Annotated in this window: 25 protein-coding genes; 11 read left to right on the top strand and 14 right to left on the bottom strand. The window is 67.3% G+C overall.

The window, feature by feature from the left end:
* Positions 1-121: 121 nt before the first annotated feature.
* Positions 122-1,963, top strand: a complete 1,842-nt coding sequence (fadD11, locus tag NA5_RS34055; RefSeq protein ID WP_062993140.1) for a fatty acid--CoA ligase FadD11 — start codon at positions 122-124, stop codon at positions 1,961-1,963.
* A gap of 26 nt (positions 1,964-1,989) precedes the next feature.
* On the opposite strand, the gene NA5_RS34050 is transcribed toward fadD11, so the two are convergent.
* Both NA5_RS34050 and NA5_RS34045 read right to left on the bottom strand, forming a co-directional pair.
* Complete coding sequence (locus NA5_RS34050; RefSeq protein WP_062993139.1) at positions 1,990-2,181, bottom strand: ferredoxin; 192 nt, start codon at positions 2,179-2,181, stop codon at positions 1,990-1,992.
* Positions 2,178-3,599, bottom strand: coding sequence for a cytochrome P450 (locus NA5_RS34045; protein ID WP_307188891.1), 1,422 nt, complete (start codon positions 3,597-3,599; stop codon positions 2,178-2,180). The genes NA5_RS34050 and NA5_RS34045 overlap by 4 nt, the downstream gene beginning before the upstream one ends.
* Before the next feature lie 118 nt (positions 3,600-3,717).
* Here NA5_RS34045 and NA5_RS34040 point away from each other — a divergent pair, with 118 nt between their 5' ends.
* A complete protein-coding gene (locus NA5_RS34040) occupies positions 3,718-4,380 on the top strand; it encodes a TetR/AcrR family transcriptional regulator (RefSeq protein WP_062993151.1) in 663 nt (220 codons plus the stop codon).
* Between the two features lie 32 nt (positions 4,381-4,412).
* Here NA5_RS34040 and NA5_RS34035 read toward each other — a convergent pair whose 3' ends face one another.
* Complete coding sequence (locus tag NA5_RS34035; RefSeq protein ID WP_245672540.1) at positions 4,413-5,477, bottom strand: MBL fold metallo-hydrolase; 1,065 nt, start codon at positions 5,475-5,477, stop codon at positions 4,413-4,415.
* A gap of 558 nt (positions 5,478-6,035) precedes the next feature.
* Positions 6,036-7,274, bottom strand: a complete 1,239-nt coding sequence (gene mshC / locus NA5_RS34030) for a cysteine--1-D-myo-inosityl 2-amino-2-deoxy-alpha-D-glucopyranoside ligase (RefSeq protein WP_062993136.1) — start codon at positions 7,272-7,274, stop codon at positions 6,036-6,038.
* Between the two features lie 239 nt (positions 7,275-7,513).
* On the opposite strand from mshC, the gene NA5_RS34025 reads away from it, so the two are divergent.
* Positions 7,514-8,386, top strand: coding sequence for an LLM class flavin-dependent oxidoreductase (locus NA5_RS34025; RefSeq protein WP_062993135.1), 873 nt, complete (start codon positions 7,514-7,516; stop codon positions 8,384-8,386).
* 380 nt (positions 8,387-8,766) lie between these two features.
* Here NA5_RS34025 and NA5_RS34020 read toward each other — a convergent pair whose 3' ends face one another.
* From NA5_RS34020 to NA5_RS34005, 4 genes are all read right to left on the bottom strand, one after another.
* The gene (locus NA5_RS34020; protein ID WP_062993134.1) at positions 8,767-9,558 is read right to left on the bottom strand and encodes an SCO1664 family protein; all 792 of its coding nucleotides are present in this window, start codon (positions 9,556-9,558) and stop codon (positions 8,767-8,769) included.
* Positions 9,559-9,561: 3 nt separating this feature from the next.
* Positions 9,562-10,146 carry a DUF3090 domain-containing protein gene (locus tag NA5_RS34015; protein ID WP_062993133.1) on the bottom strand — a complete coding sequence of 195 codons (585 nt, stop codon included), beginning with the start codon at positions 10,144-10,146 and terminating at the stop codon, positions 9,562-9,564.
* 83 nt (positions 10,147-10,229) lie between these two features.
* On the bottom strand, positions 10,230-10,973 hold the full coding sequence (locus tag NA5_RS34010; RefSeq protein WP_062993132.1) for a histidine phosphatase family protein: 744 nt from the start codon (positions 10,971-10,973) through the stop codon (positions 10,230-10,232).
* 16 nt (positions 10,974-10,989) lie between these two features.
* A complete protein-coding gene (locus NA5_RS34005; RefSeq protein WP_062993150.1) occupies positions 10,990-11,919 on the bottom strand; it encodes an undecaprenyl-diphosphate phosphatase in 930 nt (309 codons plus the stop codon).
* 237 nt (positions 11,920-12,156) lie between these two features.
* Between NA5_RS34005 and NA5_RS34000 the strand changes: the two genes are divergently transcribed.
* The 4 genes from NA5_RS34000 to NA5_RS33985 are packed head-to-tail and all read left to right on the top strand — an operon-like array spanning position 12,157 to position 16,243.
* A complete protein-coding gene (locus tag NA5_RS34000; protein WP_062993131.1) occupies positions 12,157-13,134 on the top strand; it encodes an aldo/keto reductase in 978 nt (325 codons plus the stop codon).
* Positions 13,135-13,162: 28 nt separating this feature from the next.
* Entirely contained in the window at positions 13,163-14,200 is a 1,038-nt protein-coding gene (locus NA5_RS33995; protein WP_062993130.1) for a heme/hemin ABC transporter substrate-binding protein, read from the top strand.
* Between the two features lie 59 nt (positions 14,201-14,259).
* Entirely contained in the window at positions 14,260-15,333 is a 1,074-nt protein-coding gene (locus NA5_RS33990; RefSeq protein WP_062993129.1) for a FecCD family ABC transporter permease, read from the top strand.
* A gap of 46 nt (positions 15,334-15,379) precedes the next feature.
* Entirely contained in the window at positions 15,380-16,243 is an 864-nt protein-coding gene (locus tag NA5_RS33985; protein ID WP_062993128.1) for a heme ABC transporter ATP-binding protein, read from the top strand.
* Between the two features lie 315 nt (positions 16,244-16,558).
* On the opposite strand, the gene NA5_RS33980 is transcribed toward NA5_RS33985, so the two are convergent.
* From NA5_RS33980 to NA5_RS33965, 4 genes are read right to left on the bottom strand one after another with little or no spacing between them, the layout of a single operon-like run.
* Positions 16,559-16,909, bottom strand: coding sequence for a YrdB family protein (locus NA5_RS33980; protein ID WP_062993127.1), 351 nt, complete (start codon positions 16,907-16,909; stop codon positions 16,559-16,561).
* A gap of 35 nt (positions 16,910-16,944) precedes the next feature.
* Positions 16,945-19,038 (bottom strand): MMPL family transporter, encoded by a 2,094-nt coding sequence (locus NA5_RS33975; protein WP_062993126.1) that lies wholly within the window; start codon positions 19,036-19,038, stop codon positions 16,945-16,947.
* Positions 19,039-19,566, bottom strand: coding sequence for a WKL family lipoprotein (locus tag NA5_RS33970; RefSeq protein ID WP_245672538.1), 528 nt, complete (start codon positions 19,564-19,566; stop codon positions 19,039-19,041).
* A 6-nt stretch (positions 19,567-19,572) separates the two neighbouring features.
* Complete coding sequence (locus NA5_RS33965; RefSeq protein WP_062993124.1) at positions 19,573-19,929, bottom strand: hypothetical protein; 357 nt, start codon at positions 19,927-19,929, stop codon at positions 19,573-19,575.
* Between the two features lie 154 nt (positions 19,930-20,083).
* Between NA5_RS33965 and NA5_RS33960 the strand changes: the two genes are divergently transcribed.
* The 3 genes from NA5_RS33960 to NA5_RS33950 are packed head-to-tail and all read left to right on the top strand — an operon-like array spanning position 20,084 to position 22,468.
* Positions 20,084-21,142 (top strand): YncE family protein, encoded by a 1,059-nt coding sequence (locus NA5_RS33960; RefSeq protein ID WP_062993123.1) that lies wholly within the window; start codon positions 20,084-20,086, stop codon positions 21,140-21,142.
* On the top strand, positions 21,142-21,387 hold the full coding sequence (locus NA5_RS33955) for a DUF5703 family protein (protein ID WP_040691094.1): 246 nt from the start codon (positions 21,142-21,144) through the stop codon (positions 21,385-21,387). Before NA5_RS33960 ends, NA5_RS33955 begins: the two co-directional genes overlap by 1 nt.
* A 4-nt stretch (positions 21,388-21,391) precedes the next feature.
* Positions 21,392-22,468, top strand: a complete 1,077-nt coding sequence (locus NA5_RS33950) for a quinone-dependent dihydroorotate dehydrogenase (protein WP_062993122.1) — start codon at positions 21,392-21,394, stop codon at positions 22,466-22,468.
* A 318-nt stretch (positions 22,469-22,786) separates the two neighbouring features.
* On the opposite strand, the gene NA5_RS33940 is transcribed toward NA5_RS33950, so the two are convergent.
* Both NA5_RS33940 and NA5_RS33935 read right to left on the bottom strand, forming a co-directional pair.
* Positions 22,787-23,173: a hypothetical protein gene (locus tag NA5_RS33940; protein ID WP_063813761.1), complete on the bottom strand. Its 387-nt coding sequence runs from the start codon at positions 23,171-23,173 to the stop codon at positions 22,787-22,789.
* A 55-nt stretch (positions 23,174-23,228) separates the two neighbouring features.
* Positions 23,229-23,489, bottom strand: coding sequence for a hypothetical protein (locus NA5_RS33935; RefSeq protein WP_157110793.1), 261 nt, complete (start codon positions 23,487-23,489; stop codon positions 23,229-23,231).
* Positions 23,490-23,979: 490 nt separating this feature from the next.
* Here NA5_RS33935 and NA5_RS33930 point away from each other — a divergent pair, with 490 nt between their 5' ends.
* On the top strand, positions 23,980-25,485 hold the full coding sequence (locus NA5_RS33930) for a PfkB family carbohydrate kinase (protein ID WP_062993119.1): 1,506 nt from the start codon (positions 23,980-23,982) through the stop codon (positions 25,483-25,485).
* Positions 25,486-25,611 lie beyond the last annotated feature (126 nt).

Below are 25,611 nucleotides of genomic sequence, written 5' to 3'. Positions count from 1 at the left end.
AACCTGATCGCGGCCGCCGATCCGCCCCGACATCGGTGGAATCGGGGGAAAACCGCACGCGGGGATCGGGTGGCAACTTACGGTCGGGAAGAGAATGTGGCTGTAGTGATTGTGGTGTGCGATGACCGAACCGAATACCTCCTGTGCCGCCTTCCAGCGGGTAGCGGCGATCGATCCCGATGCGATCGCGGTGCGCTCCATCGGTGGCGGGCACACGTTGACCTGGCGGGAGTACGCCGAGCAGGTTCGGCATATCGCGGCGGGATTGCATGCGCTGGGGATCGGGCGCGGGGATACCGTCGCGTTGATGATGGCCAATCGGGTCGAGTTCTATCCGATCGAGGTGGGCGCGCAGCACACCGGAGCGACCTCGTTCTCGGTGTACAACACTCTCGCGCCCGAGCAGCTGAACTATGTGTTCGGCAATGCGGGCAACCGGGTGGTGATCTGCGAGGAACAGTACGTTGAGCGGGTACGCACCTGCGGCGCGCAGATCGAGACCATCGTGTGCATGGACGCCGAGCACGCGGGAACGATCAGTCTCGCCGAGCTGAAAGCCAAGGGCCGCAACGACTTCGACTTCGAGGCGACATGGCGTTCGGTGCGGCCCGACGATATCGCGACGCTGGTCTACACCTCCGGCACCACCGGGAATCCGAAAGGCGTCGAGATCACCCACGCCAACCTGACCGCCGAGGCGCACGCCTTCAACGCCGTGCTCCCCGTGGAATTCGGCGACCGCCAGACCTCCTACCTGCCGACCGCGCATATGGCCGACCGGTTCACCGCGCTGTACCTGCAGGAGTATTACGGCACCCAGATCACCGTCGTGCCCGACCGCAACCAATTGCCCGCGGCGCTGTTGGATGCGCGCCCGACGATTTGGGGTGCGGTGCCGCGGGTGTGGGAGAAGTTCAAGGCCGCGGTCGAATTCTCGGTCGCCAATGAGCCCGACGAAACCACAAGGGCCGCACTGCAATGGGCCCTCGGCGTGGCCGCGCGCAAGGCGGCGGTGCTGCTCGAGGGCGCAACCGTCGATGCGCAGTTGTCCGCCGAATGGGCGAAGGCCGACGAGTCGGTGCTGTCGAAGCTGCGCGCCAAACTCGGCCTGGACCAGGTGAAGTGGGCGATGTCGGGTGCCGCGCCGATCCCACCGGAGACCCTCGGCTTCTTCTGCGGATTGGGCATTCCCATCTCCGAGATCTGGGGGATGTCCGAACTGACCTGTGTGGCCAGCGCCAGCCCACCGGCCGAGGCGCGGTTGGGCACCGTCGGACGGATGCTGCCCGGCTCGGAAGCCAAAATCGCCGACGACGGCGAATTCCTGGTCCGCGGACCGCTGGTCATGAAGCGCTACCGCAAGGAACCGGGCAAGACCGCCGAAGCGATCGACGCCGACGGCTGGCTGCACACCGGCGACATCCTCACCCGCGACCCCGACGGCTACCTACGGGTGGTCGACCGCAAGAAGGAACTGATCATCAACGCGGCGGGAAAGAATATGTCCCCGGCCAATATCGAGAACACCATCAAGGCCGCGACCCCACTGATCGGCTCGATCGTCACCATCGGCGACGCCCGCCCCTACAACACCGCCCTGATCGTGCTCGACGCCGAATCCGCGTCACCGTATGCGGCCCGACGCGGTCTGCCCGACGCCTCCGCCGCCGCACTGGCCGCCGACCCGGGCGTCATCGCCGAAATCGCCGAGGGCATCGCCGCGGGCAACGCGAAACTGTCCCGAGTCGAACAGATCAAACGCTTCACCATCCTGCCCACCTTCTGGGAACCCGGCGGCGACGAAATCACCCTCACCATGAAGCTGCGACGCAAGCCCATTGCGACCAAATACGCCACCGAAATCGAAACCCTGTACGCCCCAACCCTGTCCACCACCACCCACGAACCAGCCCCCCGAATCCCCGCCGAGGATCCCACGCCTGAACAAGCGATCACCATGTAGCGGTGGCGACAAACATCGAAAGCGCCTCACGCCTCTGCGCGCAGGGCTTCGACGGGGCAGGTGTCGATGGCGAGTTGGGCATCGGGGTGGTCGGAGGTGGGGATGGGATCGGTCAGGATGCGGACTTTGCCGGTGTTGTCGACCTGGAAGATGTGCGGGAGTAGGGCCTCGCACATGGCGTGGCCTTGGCAGCGGGTTCGGTCGGCGGTGATCTTCATGCGGGCCGCCCGGTTTCGACGCGGGCGGCTTGCAGCTTGATCGGGAGCCCGTCGAGTGGAATCGGGCCGGTCGCCCAGCCCATCGGCGGGACATATCCGGCGGGCACCGACCACCGGTAGCGCAACAGCATGCGATGCATGATCGCCTTGACGGTCATGCCGCCGAAGTACAGACCGATGCATTTGTGGGCTCCGCCGCCGAAAGGTGCCCACACGTAACGGTGGGATTTGTCCTCTCGGCGTTCGGCGGTGAAGCGCTCCGGATCGAAGACATCCGGGTCCTGCCACCAGCGGTCGGTACGCATCGCCGAATGCGAGCCGATGACGACGATGGTGCCCGCGGGCAGGAAGTGGCCCTGAATCGCGGTGTCGCGCACCGTCTCCCGGATCTGCTGACCGACCGGGGAATACATTCGCAGGATCTCCTTGAACACCAGATCCAGGGCGGGCAGCCGGTCCAGATCGTCGTAATCGAGCCAATCCTTTCCCAGCGCTTGCGATTCCGCGCGCAGCCGGTCCTGCCACTGCGGATGCAGACCGAGTTGATAGCCCATCATCGCCAATGCGATAGTGCTGGTGTCGTGCGCGGCCATCAGCACGAAGATCAGATGGTCGACGATGTCCTGATCGGTGAAGGTATGGCCCTCATCGCTTGCGGTGTGGCACAGCACACTGAACAGGTCGTCGCCGGTGCCAGCGCGTCGGGTGGGCATTTCCCGGCGGCAGTAGTCCTCGAGCACTTTGCGCCCGCGTAGGCCCTTGGCCCACACACCGCCGGGCAGATTGGTCCGTACGAATGCCTGCCCGCCGCGCACCGCATCGATGAATGCGCGCTCGAGCCGGGCGGCCTCGGAGCCGAGGCGTGCGCCCATGAACACCTCCGATGCCATGCGCAGCAGCAGATGTTTGGTTGCCGGGAAAAGCTGAAAGTCGTCGGCGGGCAACCAGTCGTCCATGCCGCGCGCGATCGCCGGTGTGGTGATGTCGAGATAGCCGACCAGCCGTGCTCGGGTGAAGGCCTGCTGCAGGATGCGCCGGTGATAGCGGTGCTCGTCGAAATCGCGCAGCAGGATGCCGCCACGGAAGAACGGTCCGATGAAGAAGTCGTAGCCGCCCTTGGCGGAGTACACCTTGTCCCGGTCCGCGAGCACCTCCTCGATCGCCTCCGGGCTCACCACCATCACGACCTGCCGTCCGAGCAGACCGGACCACTGCACGGGACCGTACTTCTCGATACGCCGCCGGGCGAAATCGAGATTGTCCGTCATGGCTGGGAGGGCGTGCCCGATCACCGGTAGCCCGTAATCGCCTAGTATCGGCCGCAATTCGCTTCCCGCGGGTGGTTCGGCGAGGGCTCGGGTCCGCGACGGGTAGCGCTCGGCCAGCGCGGATGCGGCGTACTTTGCCCGTCGGCCCATGGTCGACATCATGGTGGTCCTCTCGCATCCTTGCGAAAATCGTGTGATCCACACCATACCGGAATCAATGGTTTCCGTAAACGGTTGTTTCCTGATTTGCCTGCGGCATACTGAGCCTGTGACACGGGCAGTGACCGGGATCTACCGCGGCGCCTCGGCCGAGCAGCGGCGCGAGGAACGCCGCCGTCGGCTGATGGATGCAGCCCTGGACATCATCGGCACCCAGGGCTGGGCGACCACCACGGTGCGCGGAGTCTGCGAACAAGCCAAGGTCGGACCGCGTTTCTTCTACGAGAGCTTCCCCGACCTCGACGCCCTGGCCGCCGCCGTGCACGACGAGATCATCGACACCGCCATCCGCAGCTCCCTCGACGCGCTCGCCGCAGCGCCGGAAGGGATTCCGGCCAAAACACGCGCCGCGGTTACCGCCATCGTCACCTCCGTCATCGACGACCCGCGCCGGGCCCGCATCGCCTTCGCCGAAGCCCACGGCAGCGAAACCCTGATGCGCCGCCGCGCCGCAGCTATGCGCACCATCGCCGACGTCGTCGCCGATCAGGAACGCGCCCTGCTCGACCCACCGCCGGGTAGCGACACCCTGGTGCGCGCGGTCTCGCTGATGATCACCGGCGGCGCCGCCGAACTGATCCTGGCCTGGCTCGACGGCGGCATCGACGTCACCCGCGACGAACTCATCGACCTCTGCGTCGAATTCGTGCTCACCTTCGCCGACAACCTCGCCACCATGGCCGCCCGCCTCCCACCCGGACCGACCCCCTGAACCAGACGCGAATGACGTTGTGGCAGTGGGGGTTACAGCGGGAAAGTCAGGCGGTGGGGGTTGACGTAGTCGAGGGGGTCGTGGAGGGGGCGCAGGTTCGGCCGTTGGTCGGCGGGGATGCGGGCCAGTTCGCCGCGCAGCGGGACGTCGTAGGCGGCGGCCGAGGCAGTCAGGCCGGGCAGCCAGTTGTCGTGATGGGTCGGGACGAACAGTTCGGGGCGGATGGCCTCGATGTAGCGGCGGGGATCGCGCAGACCGTTGCTGATCTGGTTGAAGCCCTGGACCGCGCCGATCTGCAGGTCGGTGGGTGCCAGATCGGCCAAGACGTCGAAGACCTGCGGGGCCTTCTCGGTGAGCGGACCGGAGGAATCGTGCCAGACCAACGCGAATCCGGGAACACGGAATTGGTAGAGCAGGCTGCCGCCCTCCGGATCGCGCAGCCGCGGCGCACTCTGCAGGACACCGGCCAGCGTGGGCGGATACCGCAGCAGAGCGCGCAATTGCGGTAGCGGAAAGAACGGGGCGGACCCGCCGGGCCGCTCGGGAGCGGTGGGCGCGGAGTGCACGTGACGGACCGCGGTGACCTGCACCGCTCCCACGGTGAACTCGTGGCGCTCACCCGGCAGCGACGCCGCGTCCCCGAGCGCGACCGTCCGGAAAGTCGAATCCGCCACTTGCGCACGGATATTCACGCCGTGATCGGCGGTTCCGTACACGACCGCCCCCGACGCCTCAGCGATCCGGCCAGCATCGGCGGCATGATCGAAATGCCCGTGCCCGATGAAGATCGCCTCCGGCGCCAGATCCGCCAGATCCTGTGCTGTCGCGGGCACATAACCGGTACTCGTCAGCCGCGGCACCCACGCATCCAGCAGAAACACCGACCCAGCCATGGCGGACGCATAGGTCGTGCACCCCACCCACGACAACACCACCCGATCCGCACGCACCGCACCCGTATCCGGGTCCACCACATCGGCACCGAAGAAGCGCACCCGCGCCGCCACCGTCCGCGGATCCGCCTGCGCTGCCGAAGCCTGCAACCGCCCCGCCGCCCCCGCGCCGATCACACCGCTGAACGCGGACCACCGCCCCACCAACCCCCGAGGATGAACACCGCACACCCGTGTACAACACCACGGATCAACTCCCCGAACAACCCACACCCCGAACCCAACACGTCCCGCCACTGCTATCGACCCGATAGAGTCACCGACCGCGATGCCGCGAGCGGGTGTCGCCGCGAAAGTTTCGAGGGCGGCGATATTCCCACCACGCAAGCACTTTCGCCACCACCCCATCCGATCGCAGATGTGCGGTGCCGAAAGGAGCGACGCTACGGGGCTTCATGGGGCCAGCGACCGTGACGAACAGGCGCTTCCGCAGTGACGACAAGACTGGTCCAGAGTGCGTCTGCGGCGGCGGAGCCGTTGCCCGACGCGGGGGCGCGACGGGTGAGCGGGCCCAGCCGTGGCCGTAGGCGTATTCGCTGCTTCGATTTCGCACCGCTGCGGCTGCCGCCGGAATTGGACTTCACATCCCACAGCAGTCCGAATCCAGGGCACCCAGATGACGAGGTGGCAGCGCTGTGGCGCGCAGATGATGCGGGGGATGCAACCACACCCAGCAGCGCGCCGACAGCACGTTCGGGTGAATTACAGCTGTACGCCCAGCAGACCGTCCACGGCGGTTGCGATCAACGCCGGGGCCTCGCGGTTCTGGCCGCCGTAGTTCACGGCCCGATCAGCCCAATTATCTACGGCGGCAAGGGCTTTCGGGGTGTCGAGGTCGTCGGCGAGGTGTTGACGCAGGCGCGCGACGGTGTCCTCGGCGGCGGGCCCGGAGGCGAGCGCGCTAGCTCGGCGCCACAGGTCGAGGCGGGCGGTGGCGTCGGCGAGGACGGCGTCGGTCCACATGCGGTCCTGACGGTAGTGACCGGCCAGCAGACCGAGGCGGATGGCTGAAGGGTCGACGCCCGCCGCGCGCAGCTTGGACACGAGCACCAAGTTGCCGCGCGATTTGGACATCTTCTCCCCGTCCAAGCCGATGAGACCGGCGTGCACGTAATGCCGTGCGAATCGGCGGCCCGCGATCAGCGCCTCGGCGTGCGCGGCGGAATATTCGTGGTGCGGGTAGATCAGGTCGCTGCCGCCGCCCTGGATATCGAATTCGGGGCCGACCCGGTTGAGCGCGATCGCCGCGCACTCGATATGCCAGCCGGGTCGCCCAGCGCCGAACGGCGCCGCCCACGACGGCTCGTCGGGACGCGCGGCGCGCCACAGCAGTGCGTCGATGGTGTCGCGCTTACCGCGCCGGTCCGGGTCACCGCCGCGCTCGGCGAACAAGCGCTCCATGGTTGCGCGGTCGTAGCCGGATTCGTAACCGAACTGTTCGGTGGCATCGGCGCGGAAGTAGATGTCGGGATACTCGGCATCATCGACCGTGTATGCCGCGCCGGAGGCCAGCAGCTTCTGCACCAATTCGACGACCTCGTCGACCGACTCCACGGCGCCGATATAGTCGCGCGGCGGCACGATGCGCAGGGCCGACATGTCCTCGCGGAACAGATTGATCTCGCGGGTGCCGAGATCGCGCCAGTCCACACCGTCGCGGGCGGCGCGCTCGAACAACGGGTCATCGACATCGGTGACGTTCTGCACGTAGTGCACCGCGTGGCCCGCATCGCGCCACAACCGGTTGACCAGGTCGAAGGTCAGGTAAGTGGCGGCATGCCCGAGGTGGGTGGCGTCATAGGGGGTGATCCCGCACACGTACATGGTGGCCGTAGGGCCCGGGGTCACCGGGCGAACCTGCCGGTCGGCGGTGTCGTACAACCGCAACGGTGGCCCTGCTCCGGGAATTGTCGGTAGGGCGGTATCGGACCAGGACTGCATGATTCGAGGGTAAAGGTGTGGCGGCGGCCATTGCCTCGCACCCCGCTCCCAACGGTAGGTTGGACGGCGACCACCCCGGATCTGACCTGCCCCGATGTCGTAAAAGTCGGATGTCAACGTTTGCCGTCCGGCGGATCGAATTGCCGCGAGTGGCGCAGGTCACTGCCGCTGAGTTTGCTGTGAGCACCGTGCGCGGCGAATCCGACCGTGCCTGAGTGCGATCGCGCTAGGTTGGACGGGTGACTGTTCTCGGTGCTGTGTCGATGCCCCAGGTTTCCCCCGAACGCTTGCTCGCGGTGGCGGCCGCGGCCGAGGACAGCGGCCTGGAAGAACTGTGGTTATGGGAGGACTGCTTCTGGGGCGGTGGGATCGCCACCGCCGCAACGGTATTGGCGCGGACCGAGCGGGTGCGCGTCGGGATCGGGGTGATGCCGGTGCCGCTGCGGAACGTGGCGCTCACGGCGATGGAGGTGGCGGCGCTGTTGCGGCTGCACCCGGGCCGGGTGATTCCGGGTTTCGGACACGGTGTGCAGGACTGGATGGGACAGATCGGTGCGCGCGCCGAATCGCCGATGACGCTGCTGCGTGAACAGCTGGCCGCGCTGCGCGCACTGCTCAACGGTGAGAAGGTCAGTGCCACAGGACGATACGTGCGCCTGGACAATGTCGCCCTGGACTGGCCGCCGAGCACGCCCCCGTTGATCACTGCAGCCGCGACCGGCCCGCAGACACTACGGCTGTCCGGTGAACTCGCCGACGCCACCATCCTCACCTCGCGAACCACCCCCGACGGCGTCCGTGCGGCCCGTGCCCGCATCGAGGAAGGCCGCGCGAAAGCCGCACGCACCGAATCACATCGGGTCATCGTCAACCTGCTCACGGCCACCGGCCCGGACGCGGCCGAACGCCTGACGGCGGCCCAGCAACGCAACTCCGGCGAGCACCCGCCCGAGGCAGGTGTCGCGGGCGACGCGCACGCCATCGCGGCAGCCGTCCGCCGCTACACCGACGCAGGTGCCGACACCGTAATTCTCGAACCCACCGACGACGATCCCGACCTGATCGAATTCGTCCGCTTCGCCGGGACCGAGGTCCGCCCGCTACTGAGCTGAGCGGGTCCGTGGTCGACCGGGCGACGATAGCGTTCGATTCGGGGACGAAGTGCTGTCGGCGTCTGTTGCCGAAGTCCGTGAATTGGCCACGGCATGTATCGAGAGTCGGTGATAGGCGACGGACTCGCCCCGTCGGCCGCGGCAGGGGGTTTGCAGCGGTCACGGCGATGGTGCCGTCGGCGTCTGTTGCCGAGAATGCGAGCTTCGTGAATTCGCCACGGCACATATCGAACTCGAGTCGGTGATAGGCGACGCCAGGGTCCGCGACGGCAGTAAGTTCGAGGCGGTCACCGGCGATGGGGCTTTACTTCCTGCGGCAGCCCGCGCATCCCGGCATTCGATGCAATACCGCACCGTCCGCTATCGCGGCACCGTCCGACTCAGAACGCGGGCCACGGAATCGGCCGCGAGGTCCGCGGCAGCGGCATCACCGGATTGTCCAGCAACTCCTGCGCACGGGCGGCGAGCGCCTCGATCTCGGCATCGGTGAGATGCGGTGCGAGATCATCGGCGATCGCGCCGGGCAGCTCCTTGGCGAAGGCGGCGATATCGGCCATCAACCCGTCGCAAATGGGTTTGCCCGCCCACCCCCACAGCACCGTGCGCAACTTGTGCTCACTGTGCAGGCAGATGCCGTGGTCGACGCCATAGACCTGCCCGTCGACGCCCTCCAACGCGTGCCCGCCTTTGCGGTCGGCATTGTTGAGCAGCACATCGAGCACCGCCATCCGCTGCAGCCGCGGATCGTCGGCATGGATCAGCGACACCTCGTTGCCCGCCGGATCCTGGGCGCGCAGCACCTCGCAGAACCCGTCCGGCACCGCACCCAACGGCACCAGATCCACCAGATCCAGCCGGTCGCCCTGATCGGTGTGGTTGTCCACCGACTCCACCCACCGCTGCACCATGCCCGGCCCATAGGGGCCATCGCGCAGAATCGTCTCCGGAATCACACCCCAGCCCAGCGCATCCGACACCCGATACGAGGCCACCTCACGCCCGGCGAGGGTGCCGTCCGGGAAATCCCACAGCGGCCGCTCGCCGCGCACCGGTTTGTAGACCACGCGAATACTGTCGGAGCCGTCCACATCGCAGACGAGGGTCACATTGCTCGCGGTCGTCACCCGCCCGATCACCGTCAATTCCGCGGTGTGCCACCCAGGCTCGGCCACGGACTACTCCTCTAGCTCGGCCGCGCCGAAGATATCCCCGCGCTTGTATCCGTTGGTTCGCACACACATATGTCCGCGCGCCGAGAGCGGTTCCCCGCACAGCGGACACGGCGGCCGACCCGCCGCGATCACCCGGGTGGAGCGCAACGCGAACTCCCGCGCCTGGATCGGGGTCAAGAACACCCGCACCGCATCGGGACCCTCCTCGGTGTCATCGAGGACCACCGACTCGTCGACCTCGGTTTCGGTGATCGCCAGCAACTCCACCACCACCGCACCGGCGTCGGCGTCCCAGCCCAGGCCCATGGTGCCGACCCGGAACTCGGCATCGATCGGGGTCACCAGCGGGTCGCTGTCGGAGATGTCCTCGGCCTGCGGCGGCACCTCGGCGCCGAAGCGACGCGCGACCTCGTCCAGCAGCAGGCCCATCCGGTCGGCGAGCACCTTCACCTGCTGCTTCTCCAGCAACACGCTGACCACCCGTGGTTCCTGCACCGCCTGCAGGTAGAACGCGCGATCGCCCGGCTCACCGACGGTCCCGGCGACAAAACGATCGGGGGTGCGAAATACGTGGATTGCGCGAGACATCTGCACCTCCTGATACGTGACCCTGATCGACTACCCGCGGCGCCGAACTCCACAACACGCCATCTACTCGTTTACAAGGAATCTCAAAGCTCCGCATTCCCATTATCCGCACTCGGGGTACCACCAAGCTCGCCACCGGGAACCGGACCGGCTTCGGGCTCGGCGACCGTCCCGGAATCGGAGGCGGGCCGTTGCGGTTTGCTTGCCAGACCGGACAGATCCGAGCCCGTGTCATTGAGCCGGACCACATATGGCGCGGTAGGGGTGTAGCGCACGATGCTGATCGAGGCGGGTTCCACCACGATGCGCTGGAAACCGTCGAGGTGCAGCCCGAGCGCGTCGGCGAGCACGGATTTGATCACGTCACCGTGCGTGCACGCCACCCACAACACATCGTGACCGGCCTTTTCGGCGAAGCTTCTGTCGTGCTCGCGCACCGCGGCCACCGCGCGGATCTGTACCTGCGCCAGACCCTCCCCGCTGGGGAACACCGCGCCCGACGCGTGCCGCTGCACCACCTTCCACAGCGGTTCGGCCAGCAGATCCGCGATCGCCTTGCCGGTCCAGTCGCCATAGTCGACTTCGATCAACCGATCGTCGTATTCCGGTTCCAGACCGAGCTTTTCCGCAAGCGGGGCGACCGTGCGCTGACAGCGCAGCAGCGGCGAATGCACGATGTGCTCGATCGGCAGCGCGGCGAGCCGTTCGGCGACCGAGCGGGCCTGGGTATCGCCGTACTCGGTCAGATCGACGCCCGCACTGCGCCCGGCGAGGGTGCGGGCGGTGTTGGAGGTCGAAACACCGTGCCGCAGCAGGATCACCGTCATGGCACCAGCCTAACGATCATGTCGCCGACACCACTCCGCTCGCGAGCAGGCCCATGACCGTCAGCCCGAGCACGATGCGGTAGCCGACGAACCAGTCCAGCGAATGTTTACCGACGAACTTCAACAGCCACGCCACCGAGGCATACCCGACCACGAACGCCAGAATCGTCGCGACCAGCAGTTGCGGACCGCTGGCATTGAGACCCTCACCCGCCGGTTCGAACGCGTCGGGCAGGCTGAACAGGCCCGACGCGGTCACCGCGGGAATGGCGAGCAGGAACGAGAACCGCACGGCCGCTTCGCGCTCGAGCCCGAGGAACAGACCCGCCGTCGCGGTCGCGCCGGAACGCGACACACCCGGGACCAGGGCCAGACATTGGGCGAAGCCCATGATCAAACCGTCGCGGGTGCTCAGCTGTTCGATCGGGCGGATCTTGCGCCCGTAGTACTCACCGGCCGCGATGACCAGCGCGAACGCGATCAGCATGAACGACACCAGCCACAGATTGCGGGCACCGGTGCGGATCTGATCCTTGAACAGGAACCCGAGCACACCGATCGGGACGGTCGCGATGATCACATACCAGCCGATGCGGTAGTCGAGGTCACGCTGCGCCCGCTCGTCCAGCACGCGCTTGGTGTCGGCGGTGATGACCGGAAGTCGCGTGGTGGGCTGGTCGTGCAGCGGCAGCTGCGGCCGGCCACGTTCGGTCAGCCGATCACGCAGGCCCGCGAACCACGCGACGATGATGCGCCAGATGTCCTTGGCGAAGAACACCAGCACCGCCGCCTCGGTGCCCAACTGGGTGACCGCGGTGAACGAGGCGCCCGCGTCATCGCCGAAGAACACCGAGGACACGATGCGCAGATGCGCCGAAGAGGAGATCGGCAGAAACTCCGTGAGACCCTGCACCAGACCAAGAACCAAGGCCTGTACCCAGGTCATCGACTCGCCGACCACGAACCAGCCTCCACTTCCGCCCGAATTATGCGTTCCTACTGGGCAATTGGTCCGGCGATCGATCCCATCACTGTGACCACCGCCGCAATCACGCAGCGACAGTACAGTGTCGAGACGGCGGCGGCATGCCCGGCTCGACCGTGCGACCCACGGTGCTGGTGGGCGTCGAGTTGCGTATCCACACTCTAGGCTTGGCGCCGTGACGATTGCGCGGGCACGGTGATGGAACAGCGGACGGTCGGCCGCAGCGGCCTACGGGTGTCCCGGATAGGACTTGCGACCCACACCTGGGGTGCGCATACCGATACCGATGACGCGGCGGTGCAGCTGGTGGCCTTCGCCGAGGCGGGCGGCACACTGGTCGATACCTCCCCGGCCTACTCCGGTGGTGCGGCACAACGGATCCTGGCCGAACTGCTCGGCGATCTGGTCTCCCGCGACGATCTGGTGCTCAGCGGCTGCGCGGGTGTCGCACCGCGGATCGCGCCCGCCCCCGCCGGACCGAATGTGCCCGAGCCGGAGCCGGTGCGTCCGGCCGTGGACACCTCCCGGCGCGCGCTGCTGCGCCAGCTCGATCGGACCCTGCTCGAACTGGGCACCGACTATCTCGATATCTGGCATGTCGCGGCATGGGATCCGGCGACCCCGCTCGACGAGGTCGCCGCCACCCTCGACTTCGCGGTGCGCTCCGGGCGGGTCCGCTATGCGGGTGCGCGCGGGTTCAACGCCTGGCAGGTCGCCAGCCTCGCCGCGGTCGCGCCCGTCACCGTCGCGCAGACCCCGTACTCGCTGCTGACCCGTGACACCGAAACCGATTTCATTCCGGCCGCCCAGCATCACGGTGTGGGGTTGATCGCCACCGCGCCGCTGGCCGGAGGCATTCTCACCGGCAAGTATCGCGATGGGGTGCCCGCCGATTCACGCGGTGCGGATGAGGCGACCGCCGCCGAGATCCGGCATCGGCTCGACGACCACGCGACCCGGGTGGTCGAGGCGCTGGTAACCGCCGCCGACGGATTGGCCACCTCACCGTTGGCCGTCGCCCTGGCCTGGGTCCGGGACCGGCCCGGCATCGCGAGCATGATCGTGGGCGCACGCGATATCGGCCAGCTCACCGGCGTGCTGGCCGCCGAGACATTGGAACTGCCGCGCGCCATCGCGGCCGCGCTCGACGATGTCAGCGCACGCGCGGCAGGGTGACCCGGTGAGGGAGGCTAGCCTTACCTGCATGAGGTTTCTCGACCGTGTCCGATCCGGCGGGGTGCGTTCCCTCCTGGCCCTGCTCGCACTGACCCTGCTGGTCGGTTCGGCCTGCGGCACCGGCAGTGATGCCACGAGCGGCGGCGGGCGCGGGCCGGTCACCGCGAAACTGGAAAACCTCGATCCGGTGCCGATCGGGCCCGAACCCACACCCACGCTGCCCGCGACCGTCCGATCGTTCGACGGCGCCGAAGTTACCGTCACCGATGCCAGCCGCATCATCGCCGCCGACCGGTTCGGCACCCTCGCGCAGACGGTCTGGGCGTTGGGCATGGGCGCCAAACTGGTCGGACGCAGCACCGCGGCCGGGTTTCCCGCGGTGGCGAATCTGCCGATCGTGACCGGTGGCAGCGGTTCGTTGAACGTGGAATCCGTTCTGGCGCTGCGTCCTTCGGTATTCCTCACCGACAGCACCAGCGCCGCCCCTCAGGTGCGTGAGCAGTTGCGCGCGGCCGGGGTGACGGTCGTCTACTTCGATCCGCAGCGCACCATGGACGGCGTGGTACCGCAGATCCAGGCGGTCGCCGCCGCGCTCGGCGTACCCGATCGCGGCCAGGCCCTGGCCCAGCGCACCCGCGACGAAATCGCCGCCGCCAGCGCCGCGGTGCCCAAACAAGACAAAGCCCTCACCATCGCCTTCCTCTACCTGCGCAGCACCGCCATCACCATGCTCGCCGGACCCGGCTCCGGCGCCGACGCCCTCATCGCCGCCCTCGGCGCGCGCGACGCGGGCAGCGCGGCCGGATTGACCGAGCCGTTCGTCGCGATCACCAGTGAGGCCATGATCTCGGCCGCACCGGATGTGCTGCTGGTGATGTCGGACGGGCTGAAGTCGGTCGGTGGTGTCGACGGGCTGGAAAAGGTGCCCGGCATCGCGCAGACACCCGCCGGGCGCAACAAGCGCGTGGTCGATATGGCCGACTCGGTGGTGTTGAGCTTCGGCCCGAACACCGGCCGGGTGATCGCCGCGCTCAGCGCGGCCGTGTACGGCACCGAGCCCGCATGAGCGGCGCGTCGCGGTGCCCGAACGAAAACGCTACTGGAACGACCGCTACCGACTCGGCGATGCCGCACAGTCCGCATCCGGTGGTGCCGAAGTCGCGGAAGCGGTCGCGGACCACGATCGTAGTCGCCGTGGCGGTGGCGGTGCTGGTGGTATTGGCGTTGGCGTCGGCCGCGATCGGGCAGGTGCCGACGACGCCTGCCGAAGTGGCGGGCAGTGTGTTGCATCGGATCGGATTGGATTGGGGGCCGATGCCCGCGCATCCGGCGGGTGAGGTGACGCTGTGGGAGGTACGGTTCCCGCGGGTGGTGCTCGCGATCCTGGTCGGCGCGGCATTGGCGACAGCCGGTGCATTGTTGCAGGGAGTATTCGCCAATCCGCTCGCCGAACCCGGTGTGATCGGCGTGTCGGCGGGGGCGGCGGTCGGTGCGGGCACGGTGATCGTGGTGGGTGGTGCGTTCGTGGCGGCATGGTCGGTGGCGGCGGCCGCATTCGTGGCGGGTCTGCTGACCACATTGCTGGTGTATCTGCTGTCGCGATCGAATGGACGCACCGAGGTGGTCACGCTGGTACTCACCGGGGTCGCGATCAATGCCTTCGCGGGTGGTTTGATCGCGTTCCTGCTGTTCATCGCGACCCCCGCCGCGCGCGATCAGATCGTGTTCTGGCAGTTGGGCAGTCTCAACGGAGCCACCTGGGATGCGGTGCACGTCGTCGCACCGCTGGCCGCTGTCGGCATTCTCGCCGCCGTGCTCATCGCGCCCCGCTTGGACCTGCTCGCCCTCGGTGAATCCGCCGCGCGGCACCTGGGTGTCGACGTGGAGCGCTTGCGCCGCAACGTCATCGTGGTGGTCGCCGTGCTCGCCACCGCGGGTGTCGCGTTCACCGGCATCGTGCTGTTCGTCGGGTTGATCGTGCCGCATGTGGTTCGCATGCTCGTCGGCCCCGCCCACCGCATCCTGATCCCGTTGAGCGCCATCGTCGGCGCGGTCGTGCTCCTCGCCGCCGATGTGGCCGCCCGCTCCCTGGTCCACAATGCCGACCTGCCCCTCGGCATGCTCACCTCCCTCATCGGCGGCCCGTTCTTCTTCTGGCTGCTGCGCCGCACGCGTGCTCGCGCGGGAGGTTGGGCATGAGTGGCGAAATCGCCTGGGGCACAACCGATCTGTGCGGGGCGGAGGTGTGAGCGGAGTGCTGGAGGGATTGAGTTCGGTGTTCGCACGGACGCACGAATTGCCGGTGCCGCCGAGACGGGGTGCGGTGACGCTTCGAGCCAGCGGGGTGAGCATCGACCGGCGTGGCGCTTCGGGCGCACATACGCGCCGGGTCCTGGAAGCCGTCGACTTCGAGGTGGTCGCGGGCGAGATCGTGGCGTTGGTGGGGCCGAACGGGGCGGGCAAGTCGACACTGTTGGCGGCGCTGGCGGGTGAGTTGGAGCCGAGCGAGGGCACGATCGAACTCGACGGTCGGACGCTGGGCCATTGGTCGCATTTGGATATGGCGCGACGCCGGGCGGTCTTGCCGCAGAGCCACACGGTCGGATTCCCGTTCACCGCTCGCGAGGTGGTCGCCATGGGGCGCGCCCCGTGGATGCGGACCGAGCGGCGCGACCTCGATGACGAGCGGATCGCCGCCGCCATGACCGCCGCCGACGTGGAACACCTTGCCGCCCGCCCATTTCCGACGCTCTCCGGCGGTGAACGCGCCCGCGTCGCGCTGGCCCGCGTGCTCGCCCAGGACACCGCAACCCTGCTGCTGGACGAACCCACCGCCGCCCTGGACCTCGGCCACCAAGAAGCGGTGCTGCGCCTGGCCACCGCCCGAGCCGCCGCGGGCGCCGCCGTTGTCGTGGTCCTGCACGACCTCGGCATAGCCGCCGCCTACGCCGACCGGGTCGCCGTCCTGGAATCAGGCCGCATCGCCGCCGACGGCCCACCCCGCGAAGTCCTCACCACCGAACTGCTCACCCGCGTCTACCAACATCCCGTCGAAGTCCTCGACCACCCGATAACCGGCGCCCAGCTGGTCCTGCCCGTCCGCCGCTGACCCGTCGCCGTACCAGATCAGGAACGGGGCTGCCGTACGCGAACGATTGATAGTGCAGCCGCATCACTGCCACCGGGTCGAAGTCCGCGAGTAGCCGTTCAATGCCCGGTCCACCAACACGGGACGAAGTTTCCGATGACCTGTGACCGGGCCCAAAGGTGCCTGCCCGTTCGTCGCTGAACTCCGCTGCTCGAAACTGACCGCCATCGACGCCGGAGTCCGGGACGTAAGGTGTTGCCCGCCTGAACTAGTCGGTGTCCACGAACCCGATCTCGCGTTAGGTCGGAGCCAGGGCACGGAATGATTCGACACCTCTCAGCCCTGATGCCACAGCAACCGCAGCGCGGCGTTGACCGCCCACAGCCGGAAGAACACGATCCCGGCCACCGCCGTGCAGGCAAGTCCGATCAGCACCGCAGCGCCGCCGAACCAGGCGATTTCCAACAGAGCCCGCCACGGTCCGGTAAGTGGGTATCGCGCGTTCTTGCCGCCGCCTGCGGCGAACAGTGCCCACACCACGATGAACGCCGCGGGTGCGCCGATTCCGGCAATGACGCGCACGATGAGATTCGCATCCAAGCTGAAACCCCAAAACGCCACTGCGGCAAGCACACCCAGTTCCAGCACAAACATCAACGCCAGGTTCGCGCCCCTGAGCACAGTCATTGTCGATCCTCTCACCGGCTCCCAGCGCGGCCCACTCAACGCCAGATCAGCTTCAACACCGCGGGCGTCAACAGCATGCGGACCACCGACGCGTCCAGGACCAGCGCCGCGATCATGCCGTAGGCGATGTACTTCATCAACACCAGATCGGAGAACCCGAACGCGCCGGTCACCACGATGAGAATGGCTGCGGCAGAAGTGATTACGCCGCCGGTGTGGGCGATGCCGTATCGGATCGCTTCCGGCGGCGACGCGCCGTCGGCGCGCGCCTCGGCCATCCGTGACAGCAGGAACACCTCATAGTCGGTGGACAGCCCGAATACCACCGTCACGATGAGCGCCAGCACCGCGAACATCAGCGGCCCCGGCGTGAAGCTGAAGATCCCGGCCCCGTGGCCCTCGACGAACACCCAGGTGAGCACACCCAGTGTGGACGCCAGACTCAGCGCGCTCATCAAAACGGCCTTGAGCGCCAATACGATCGAACGAAATGCCAGATACAGCATCACCAATGCCGCGGCCGCCAGGAGACCGACCAGCAATGGCAGTCGCACGAGCAACCCGTTGATGCTGTCGCGCTCGAGCGCGGGCACCCCGGTCACCATGATGTCGACCCCGGGGGGTTCCGGAATCGCCCGCAGCGCATCGATCACCGCGTCCGCATTGCTCTTGTCGGTGAGACCGGCGTTGAGCACATTGATCCCGTCCTTGGTCGGCGCACCGGGTTCGAAACGCCCGGTCAGACCGGGAACCCGGCTCGCCTCATAGCGAATATCGCTGAGCTGCTGCGGATTCGCGCCCACCACGACCAGTTTGATCGGCTCGGTACGGAAACTCGGGAACAACGCGTCGAACCGCTCTTGCGCGACCCGTGCCGGATTGTCCTCGGACAGATACCGCTCGCTGATCCCGCCGAATTCGATATTGCGAATCGGGATGATCAATGCGAGCAGCCCGAGCACGATCGGCACCACCACTGCCCACGGTCGCCGCATCGCCCGCCTCGCCAGCCGTGAGAAGAATCCGGCGTCGATCTGCGCCTCGGTTTTGCTGCGCGAGAACCGATGCCACCCCCACAGGTCGATTCGCCGCCCGACAATGCTGAGCACCGCGGGCAGCGCCGTCACCGACAGCAACGCGGCGAGCAGCACCGAACTGATGCCGCCATAGGGCACCGACCGCAGCACCCCGTTCGGGAAGATGAACAACGCCGCCAGACTGATCGCGATGATCGCCGCCGAGAACAACACGGTGCGCCCGGCGGTGGCGACGGTGCGTGCCGTCGCATCCTCCACACTGTGCCCGGCGGCCAACTCCTCGCGGAACCGGGTCACGGTGAACAGTCCGTAGTCGATCGCCAACCCCAGACTCACCAAAGTGACCACCGCACTGGCGAAGACGTTCACCTGGATGTGATCGGTGAGCATCCGGATGGTGCCCTGGGTGCCGAGCACCGTCATCCCACCGATCAGCACCGGCAGCAACGCCCCGATCACCCCGCCGAAAACGAAATACAGCAGGATCGCCACGATCGGCAGCGCGATGATCTCGGCCCGGCGAATATCGTCCTGCATGCCCTGATTGATGCCCTCGACAATCGGCTGCAGCCCGGCCAACTGCACCGTGGTGCCGCCGGGTCCAGCGCCCGCGCGCCCGGCACCCAGCTCACCCTTGATCGCGGTGTAGTTCTCGACCGTCGCGGTGCCCTCCCCGCGCAATCCGACGCTGGCGAAGGCATGGGTGTGCGAGGCATCGGTGGCCTGCGCGGCAAAGGGGCTGTCCCAGTAGCTGTCGATCTTCAGGACCCGGTCGGGGTGTCGAGCCAGCAGTTGCTTCAGCGAACTCGTCACTGCCGCACGCACGCTCGGATCGTCGACGGTCATCCCATCGGGGGCGGTGTAGAGCAGGATGATGTCGCTGTCGGTGTCGCGGCCGAAGGTGGCATCGGCGATCTTGGCGGCGGCCACCGATTCACTGCTCTCGTCGAACCAGCCCTCCTGAGTCAACCGGCCCGCCAGATCTCGGCCGTACCAGCCCGAGAGCAGCACCGCGACAATCGCGATTCCCAGCACCAGATAGCGGTGGCGGTGGATGAGACGACCCCACCGCAGCGAACCGGATTCGATCATCTAGCCGCAGGCCGCGGTGCGGTAATCGGCCGAGCGCAGAATCCCACACAGGTCGGTGCGCGAGATCTTCCACTTGCCGTCGAGCAGCACGAAATGCACGACAGTGGTGCGGACCGCGGTGCCGGTGCCGTCCTTGTCCAGCCGCATGGTCGCGGTCAGCGTGCCGTCACGGTTGTCGAAGACCGGATCGGTGACGCCGTAGATGGCGCGCGGATTGTCCTGCAGCGCCTTGTACATATCCGGGATGGCATCGCGGAAGGCCTCGCCGTCCTCGATGAGGTCGGTGCGTTCGGAGTCGGGCAGCGCCGGATCCAGGGCGCGTTTGATCTGCGCGTCCAATTCGGCGGCGGTTGGCAGCGGACGGTGCGCGGCGCTCGATGAGGTCGCGATCGAGGACGACAGCGAGGCATTGGCCGAGGAACGCGCGGCGTCGACCGAGGCCTCGTCCGGTCCGGTGCTGCACGCCGCGGCCACCGCGACGAGGGTGGCCGCGGTCAGCGCGGAACGGACGAATCGTGTGGTTGGCATCACCATCTACATACCATCAATAACCGAACTGATGCGGCCGAGCAGGGCCCGCACGGTGGTCATGTCCCGATCCGGGGCCCGCTCGACCGGTATCGCATCCGGGATCATGTCGCGCACCAGCGCCACGACGCTGCGTTCGTCGTCGAGGTCGATATCGGTGGCGCGGGCCTGCGCGACGGCGACCACGTCCTCCGGTCCCGGCACATCGCTGTCGAGATCGGCGCGATAGATCTCCAACTCCACCGTGGAGCGCACCGTGCGGAAGGCGTAGGGCCTGCCATCGGCCGTGGTGCCGAATCCGTGAGCAAACGGACCAACGGTTATGTCATCGATGGCAAATCCCGATGGATGGTCGGCTTTCACCCGGATCTCCCTGAATTGGACATTGATTCAACTCAACCGTAACCCCCATCACCGACATTCTCCGCCAGCGACCACCCCGGTACGCCGGTCAGGTGCGCCATCATGGTCAGATGGTGCGGTAGCCGATGATTTGTCGTAGTAAGGAGTTCGGTGGATGCGCCCCTATGGTTCGCTGCCCGCGGCGCTCGCGGGTGTGGCGGTGCTGGCGCTGCTGGCCGGATGCTCCTCCGACTCCGATAGCGACAAGCTGCAGACGCGACCCGCCGCCACCGCCGCGCTCGCACCCGAGCGGAGTGTGCAACCGGCCGGGGATGTCTTGGGGCTCGACAACCCGGTCAGCGCACTGTTCGCCGAGGCGAGCACGGGACAGTTGGTCGCGCTGGAAGCGAGCCGCGACACGAGCACCATGGTGTTCGTCATCGACCCCGCCACGCTCACCCGCGTCGGTCCCAACGGCGTACCGGACCCGCAGATGCGCACCCTGATGCTGCCCGCCCACGGTGTCGGCTTGGCGCAGGGCAAGCCGGGGGAAGTGCTGATTCCCGGCGACCACCGGATCATGCGCGTCGACATCACCTCCGGCGTCACCACCGAGCTGCCGGTCGACGGCGATGCCAGATCTGTGCGCTACCGAGACGACGGCACCTTGTTCGTCGGCACCGCCGACGGCAAGGTGCGCGAGATGTCGCCCGAGGGCAAGGTCACCGACACCATTTCCGGGCTCGCCTCCGCCGACGCACTCGCCCTCACCGGCGACCATGTCTCGGTCCTGGACCGCCGCCAGACCTCGCTCACCCAGCTCGACCTCGGCAAAGACCGCCTCGGGCTGGCACTGCGCGCGGGTGACGGCGCGACCAACCTGATCACCGACCCGTTCGGCCGCATCACCGTCACCGATACCGCCGGTGACGAACTGCTGGTCTACACCGCCGGACCGCTCGTACTGCGGCAGCGATTCCCGGTAGGATCGTCGCCTTACGCGCTTGCCTACGACCAGCGGTCCGACACCGTGTGGGTGACGTGTACGCAGAGCAACGAAGTCGTCGGATTCGACCTGTCGACGGGTATACCGAAAGAGGTGGGTCGTTATCCGACGGTTCGCCAGCCGAACTCGGTGACCATCGACGAGCGCACCGGTGACCTGTTCGTCGGTTCCGCGACCGGAGACGGTCTGCAACGGATCCGCGCGGACCAGCGGAAGAAAGGGCAGTGATGGCGCCACAATCACGCGCAGCGCTACCGGCGAGCTGGGAAACCACCAGTGACGACTATGAATACGTGCCGCTGCGGCTGCCACCGGAGGTGACCCGGGTGACGGCGTCGATGCGGCTGGCCATCCAAGCCGAATTCGGCGGCTGGGAACTGTCGCGGGTCCGCGCCTACACCGACGGCAGCAGGCGGGTGCTGCTGCGGCGCCGAAAAACCGCACTACTACCCCAGCCCGAACCGGGAATGTGAGGCCATGTATTCACTGCTGCTGCGCCTGATGTTCCTGCTGCCGCCCGAACGCATCCACCATCTGGCGTTCACGCTCATGCGGCTGGCCGCCCGGTTCGCGCCGTCGCGCTGGGCGATGACCAAGGTGCTGACCACCGACGATCCGATCCTGCGCAACCACGCCTTCGGCATCGACTTTCCCGCACCGCTCGGGCTGGCCGCCGGTTTCGACAAGAACGCCGACGGTGTGAACGCTTGGGCGCCACTGGGATTCGGATTCGCCGAGATCGGCACCGTTACCGCGCAGGCCCAACCAGGCAATCCCGCGCCGCGGCTGTTCCGGCTTCCCGCCGACCACGGCCTGATCAACCGGATGGGGTTCAACAACCACGGCGCCGCCGCAGCGGCCGAGCATCTGCGCAACCGCCGCGGCGGGGTCCCGATCGGCGCGAACATCGGTAAAACGAAAATCGTCGAACCTGCCGACGCCGCGGCCGATTACGCGGTGAGCGCATCGCTGCTCGGGCCGCTGGCCGACTTCGTCGTCGTCAATGTCAGCTCCCCCAACACCCCTGGCCTGCGGGATCTGCAGGCCGTCGAATCGCTGCGCCCGGTCCTGCAGGCCGTGCTGGACAGCGTCGAGGCCCCGGTGCTGGTGAAAATCGCCCCCGACCTGTCCGACGACGATGTCGACGCCGTCGCCGACCTCGCGGTCGAACTCGGCCTGGCCGGGATCGTCGCCACCAACACCACCATCCGCCGCGACGGCCTGCGCACCGACGCCGCCGAGGTCGCGGCCATGGGCGCGGGCGGGCTGTCCGGGCCCCCAGTCGCCGAGCGTTCCCTGGAAGTGCTGCGTCGGCTCTACCGCCGCGTCGGCGACCGCCTGGTGCTGATCTCGGTCGGTGGCATCGAAACCGCCGACCAGGCATGGGAGCGCATCCTGGCCGGGGCGACCCTGCTGCAGGGCTACACCGGTTTCATCTATGGCGGCCCGTTCTGGATGCGCGAGATCCACCGCGGGATCGCCCAGCGGCTGCGCGAGGCCGGTTACCACTCGATTGCCGAGGCGGTCGGCGCGGAGCACGTGGCACATACCTGATTCCGACCGGTCGTTTCGCGCGGCCGATCCGACCTGGTCGACCTCGACCTGCCCGCGAATCCAGCAGCGCGACAAGGGGATTCACCTGGTGGTGGCGCCGCGTTCGGTGTCGCGCTGGCGTATCGGCTGTTGGCGACCAAGCGTCACGCCACCGCCCCGGGCCTACTACTGGGCAACCGCCGCGATGGCATCCACCTCGGTGGACGGGCCGGTACCGGACGGTATGCCGAGCGCCGCCGCGATCGATCAGATCGTGGCCCGGCATCCCGCGCCGCGATGACATCGACCGCCTCCCCTCCCGGCGCCCGATGCCGCACGCTATCGGAACACCCATGGTGTCCCGTGCGGCGACATCGGGGAGCGTTCGGTGGATTCACCGTCCACCGGGTCGTCCTGAATCCCGTTGGAACGCTGACGTAGTCGGGCCAACACCCGCTTCGACAGCAGGATCACCGCCTGCTCCCAGATGATGCCGACACGTCCGGCCAGAATGGCCGCATCGGCGTGGGCGTGGCGATCGTGCACGATATCCGGATCGCTGAGGATCTCGTCGAGTTCCATGCCCGCGAGTGCCTGTTCGCGGGTCAGCGGCCGATCGGGTAGCCAGCTCAGTCGCCAGACCGCGGCCCCCGACCCGATCTGGCGGTATGCCGACTCGGGGGTGATATCGCTGATCATGGTCCAGTCGGTGGTGTCGACGGTCATGGGTGCCTCCGGTGTAGCAATTCGAGCCCGGTGGGCTCGCGGGGTGGGTAGCTGGTCACGTATGCCGCCTGTCGAGCATCCGCTGGTGCAGGATGTGCAGTGCCTGCTGCACGGTGATACCGAGTTGATCGGCCAATGCCGGCGCGTGCGCGTCGTGATCGGATGCCGGGTCCGGGTGGCTCAGAATCTCCTGCAATCGCATTCCGGCCCAGGCCTGTTCGCGGGTCAGCTGGTCGGGTAGCCAGCTCAATCGCCATGCCGGTTCCGCGCGGCCCGCCCGCCACGCCCATTCGTCGGGAGTGACGCTGCTGGTCATCGACCGGCTGCATTCATAGATCGTCACGGCTGTCTCCAGGGGTGCCCGAACTGTCGCCGACCGCATTTCGGGTGCACTGAGCCCCGGTCGACCACTGCGTGGTGGTCGGCCGGGGCTCGTCGCTGTCGGATGGAGCAGGCGACGAAGTCGGCTCGAGGGGTGAAATGTGGTCCCGGCGAACGTGATTCGTTCGCCTACGCCGTGACGAGATTCGCGACGAACTCGGTTTCGGTACCACCGGCCCTCGGCTCCCCGCGCCGCCGTGCGTGCCGTATCAGCAGAATCACTCTCATCACCAGGGCCCTCCCGAGTCATCTGGCGGACGACGCTTGGTCGCCGTAACTCAGTGTGGCATTTGCCATTCACTACGGTCAATTGCCGTTGTAAGTTGGTAATTGCCGGTTCACTCGACGGCTAAACCCCGGACGATTGGCATATCGTGAGAGTGGCAGACGGAACGATCGCAGCGTCATGGAGGACAGGCCCGCCTATGGTCCAGCAGGACTCACGCACGGTTGCCATCCGCAACATTCTCACCAGGCTCAGCAAACGCTCGGGTCTGAGTGCGGATCGGTTGCGCACCACGGAAATCGACGTCGCTCCCCTGCTGGATCTACCTGTTGTCAAGGAGCGGGCGGGCCGCGAGGGCATCTCGGTGGAGCAGGCGGTCCTGCCGGTAATTCGTGATCTCGCCCGGCAATTGGCGCCGACGCACCGGCTGATCGCCGACGCCGAACTGTCGCTGGGACTTCTGCGCGAAAAGCCGTCGCACGGAATCGATCTGGCGCGCCTTTACGCGGCCGATCTCGGTGAGCGGCGGGAGTATCTCACCGTGGCGTGGGATCTGTTGCATCGCACGGTCGGAGCGGACGAGATCACCTCCCCGCCGAGTGTGCGCTCGCTGCGGGCGACGCCCGAGCGCCGGGCGTTCACCGCGTTGGCCGGACAGCTCGTGGCCGCGTCGACCTACGCGGGAAGATCCGGATACCGTTTCACCCCCGAGCCGAAAGTTCTTGTGACGCTGCCGGATTCGCAGCCACAACGTGGCATCGTCACAGTCGTCGGTGACTCGGTGATCGATCACATATACCGCATCGGGCAGATTCCGGTGGCGGGCAAGTCGACGCCGGGCGGATTCGAGATGCACGCGGGCGGCAAGGGGCTCAATCGTGCGGTGGCAGCGGCACGGCTGGGACTTCAGGTGCGGTTGATCTCCGCGGTCGGCGCCGACGATGCGGGCCGATACATCCGCAACTATCTGGAAACCGAGAACGTCGACACCCGCTTGGTCAAGGAGGTTCCCGGCGCGCAGACCCAAGTGACGGCGGTGATGATCACCAGCACCGGGACCTCGAGCTATATCAGCTGTAAGGATGAGCGGATCCGATTGGGCACCCACGACCCCCGCGATCCGCAGGTGCGCGCCGCCTTGGCCGCCTCGGACGCAGTGCTGCTGACCTTCGAGCAGCCGATCGATGTCGTCGAGCGGATCATCGCCGCCATCCGCGCCCTGAATCCGCGTCCGCTGCTGCTGGTGAATGCCACCCCGGCCATCGAAAGCCCGCAGTACCTGTACGGCTACCTCGACACCGTGGACTACCTGGTCGGCACCACGGGAGAACTCGCCAAAATGCTGCCCGGGGAAGATGTCGGCTCGGCCGAGAACATCGCCCAACGGCTGCGCATGCTGGGGGTGCGGGCGGTGTGTGTGATCGACGGCTTCCACTGCACGGTGCGATCCGATGTCGTCAACACCCGCATTGCCGACTTCCCTGTCGCGCTTGCCGACTCACCGGGCGCGGCGGCCGCATTCTCGGCCGCCCTTGCGCGCAAACTCGTCGGTACGGCCGGACCGGTCGATCAACGGGTATTCCGTTGGGCCACTGCGGCAATGGTCGCCACCCAGTCGTTCGGCGACGTGCCGGACGCGATGCCGCGCGAGCGCGATATAGATCGGATCCTCCACATCGCCGCCGACGAGCCGACCACGGGCTGAGCGCCTAATATGCCTCCCAGGCCCCGCTGAAGTGGGCCCTCTCGGTTGGTGTGTAAATTGGCTCGCACCCGTCACGGGCGGACGTTACGGCGATCGACGGCGAGGCCACATCACCTGCAAGTTCAT

The organism is Nocardia anaemiae NBRC 100462, from assembly GCF_001612725.1.
Classification (GTDB): Bacteria; Actinomycetota; Actinomycetes; order Mycobacteriales; family Mycobacteriaceae; genus Nocardia; species Nocardia anaemiae.
Note: the sequence above shows the minus strand (reverse complement) of the source record. Positions and strands in the feature narration are given on the sequence as shown.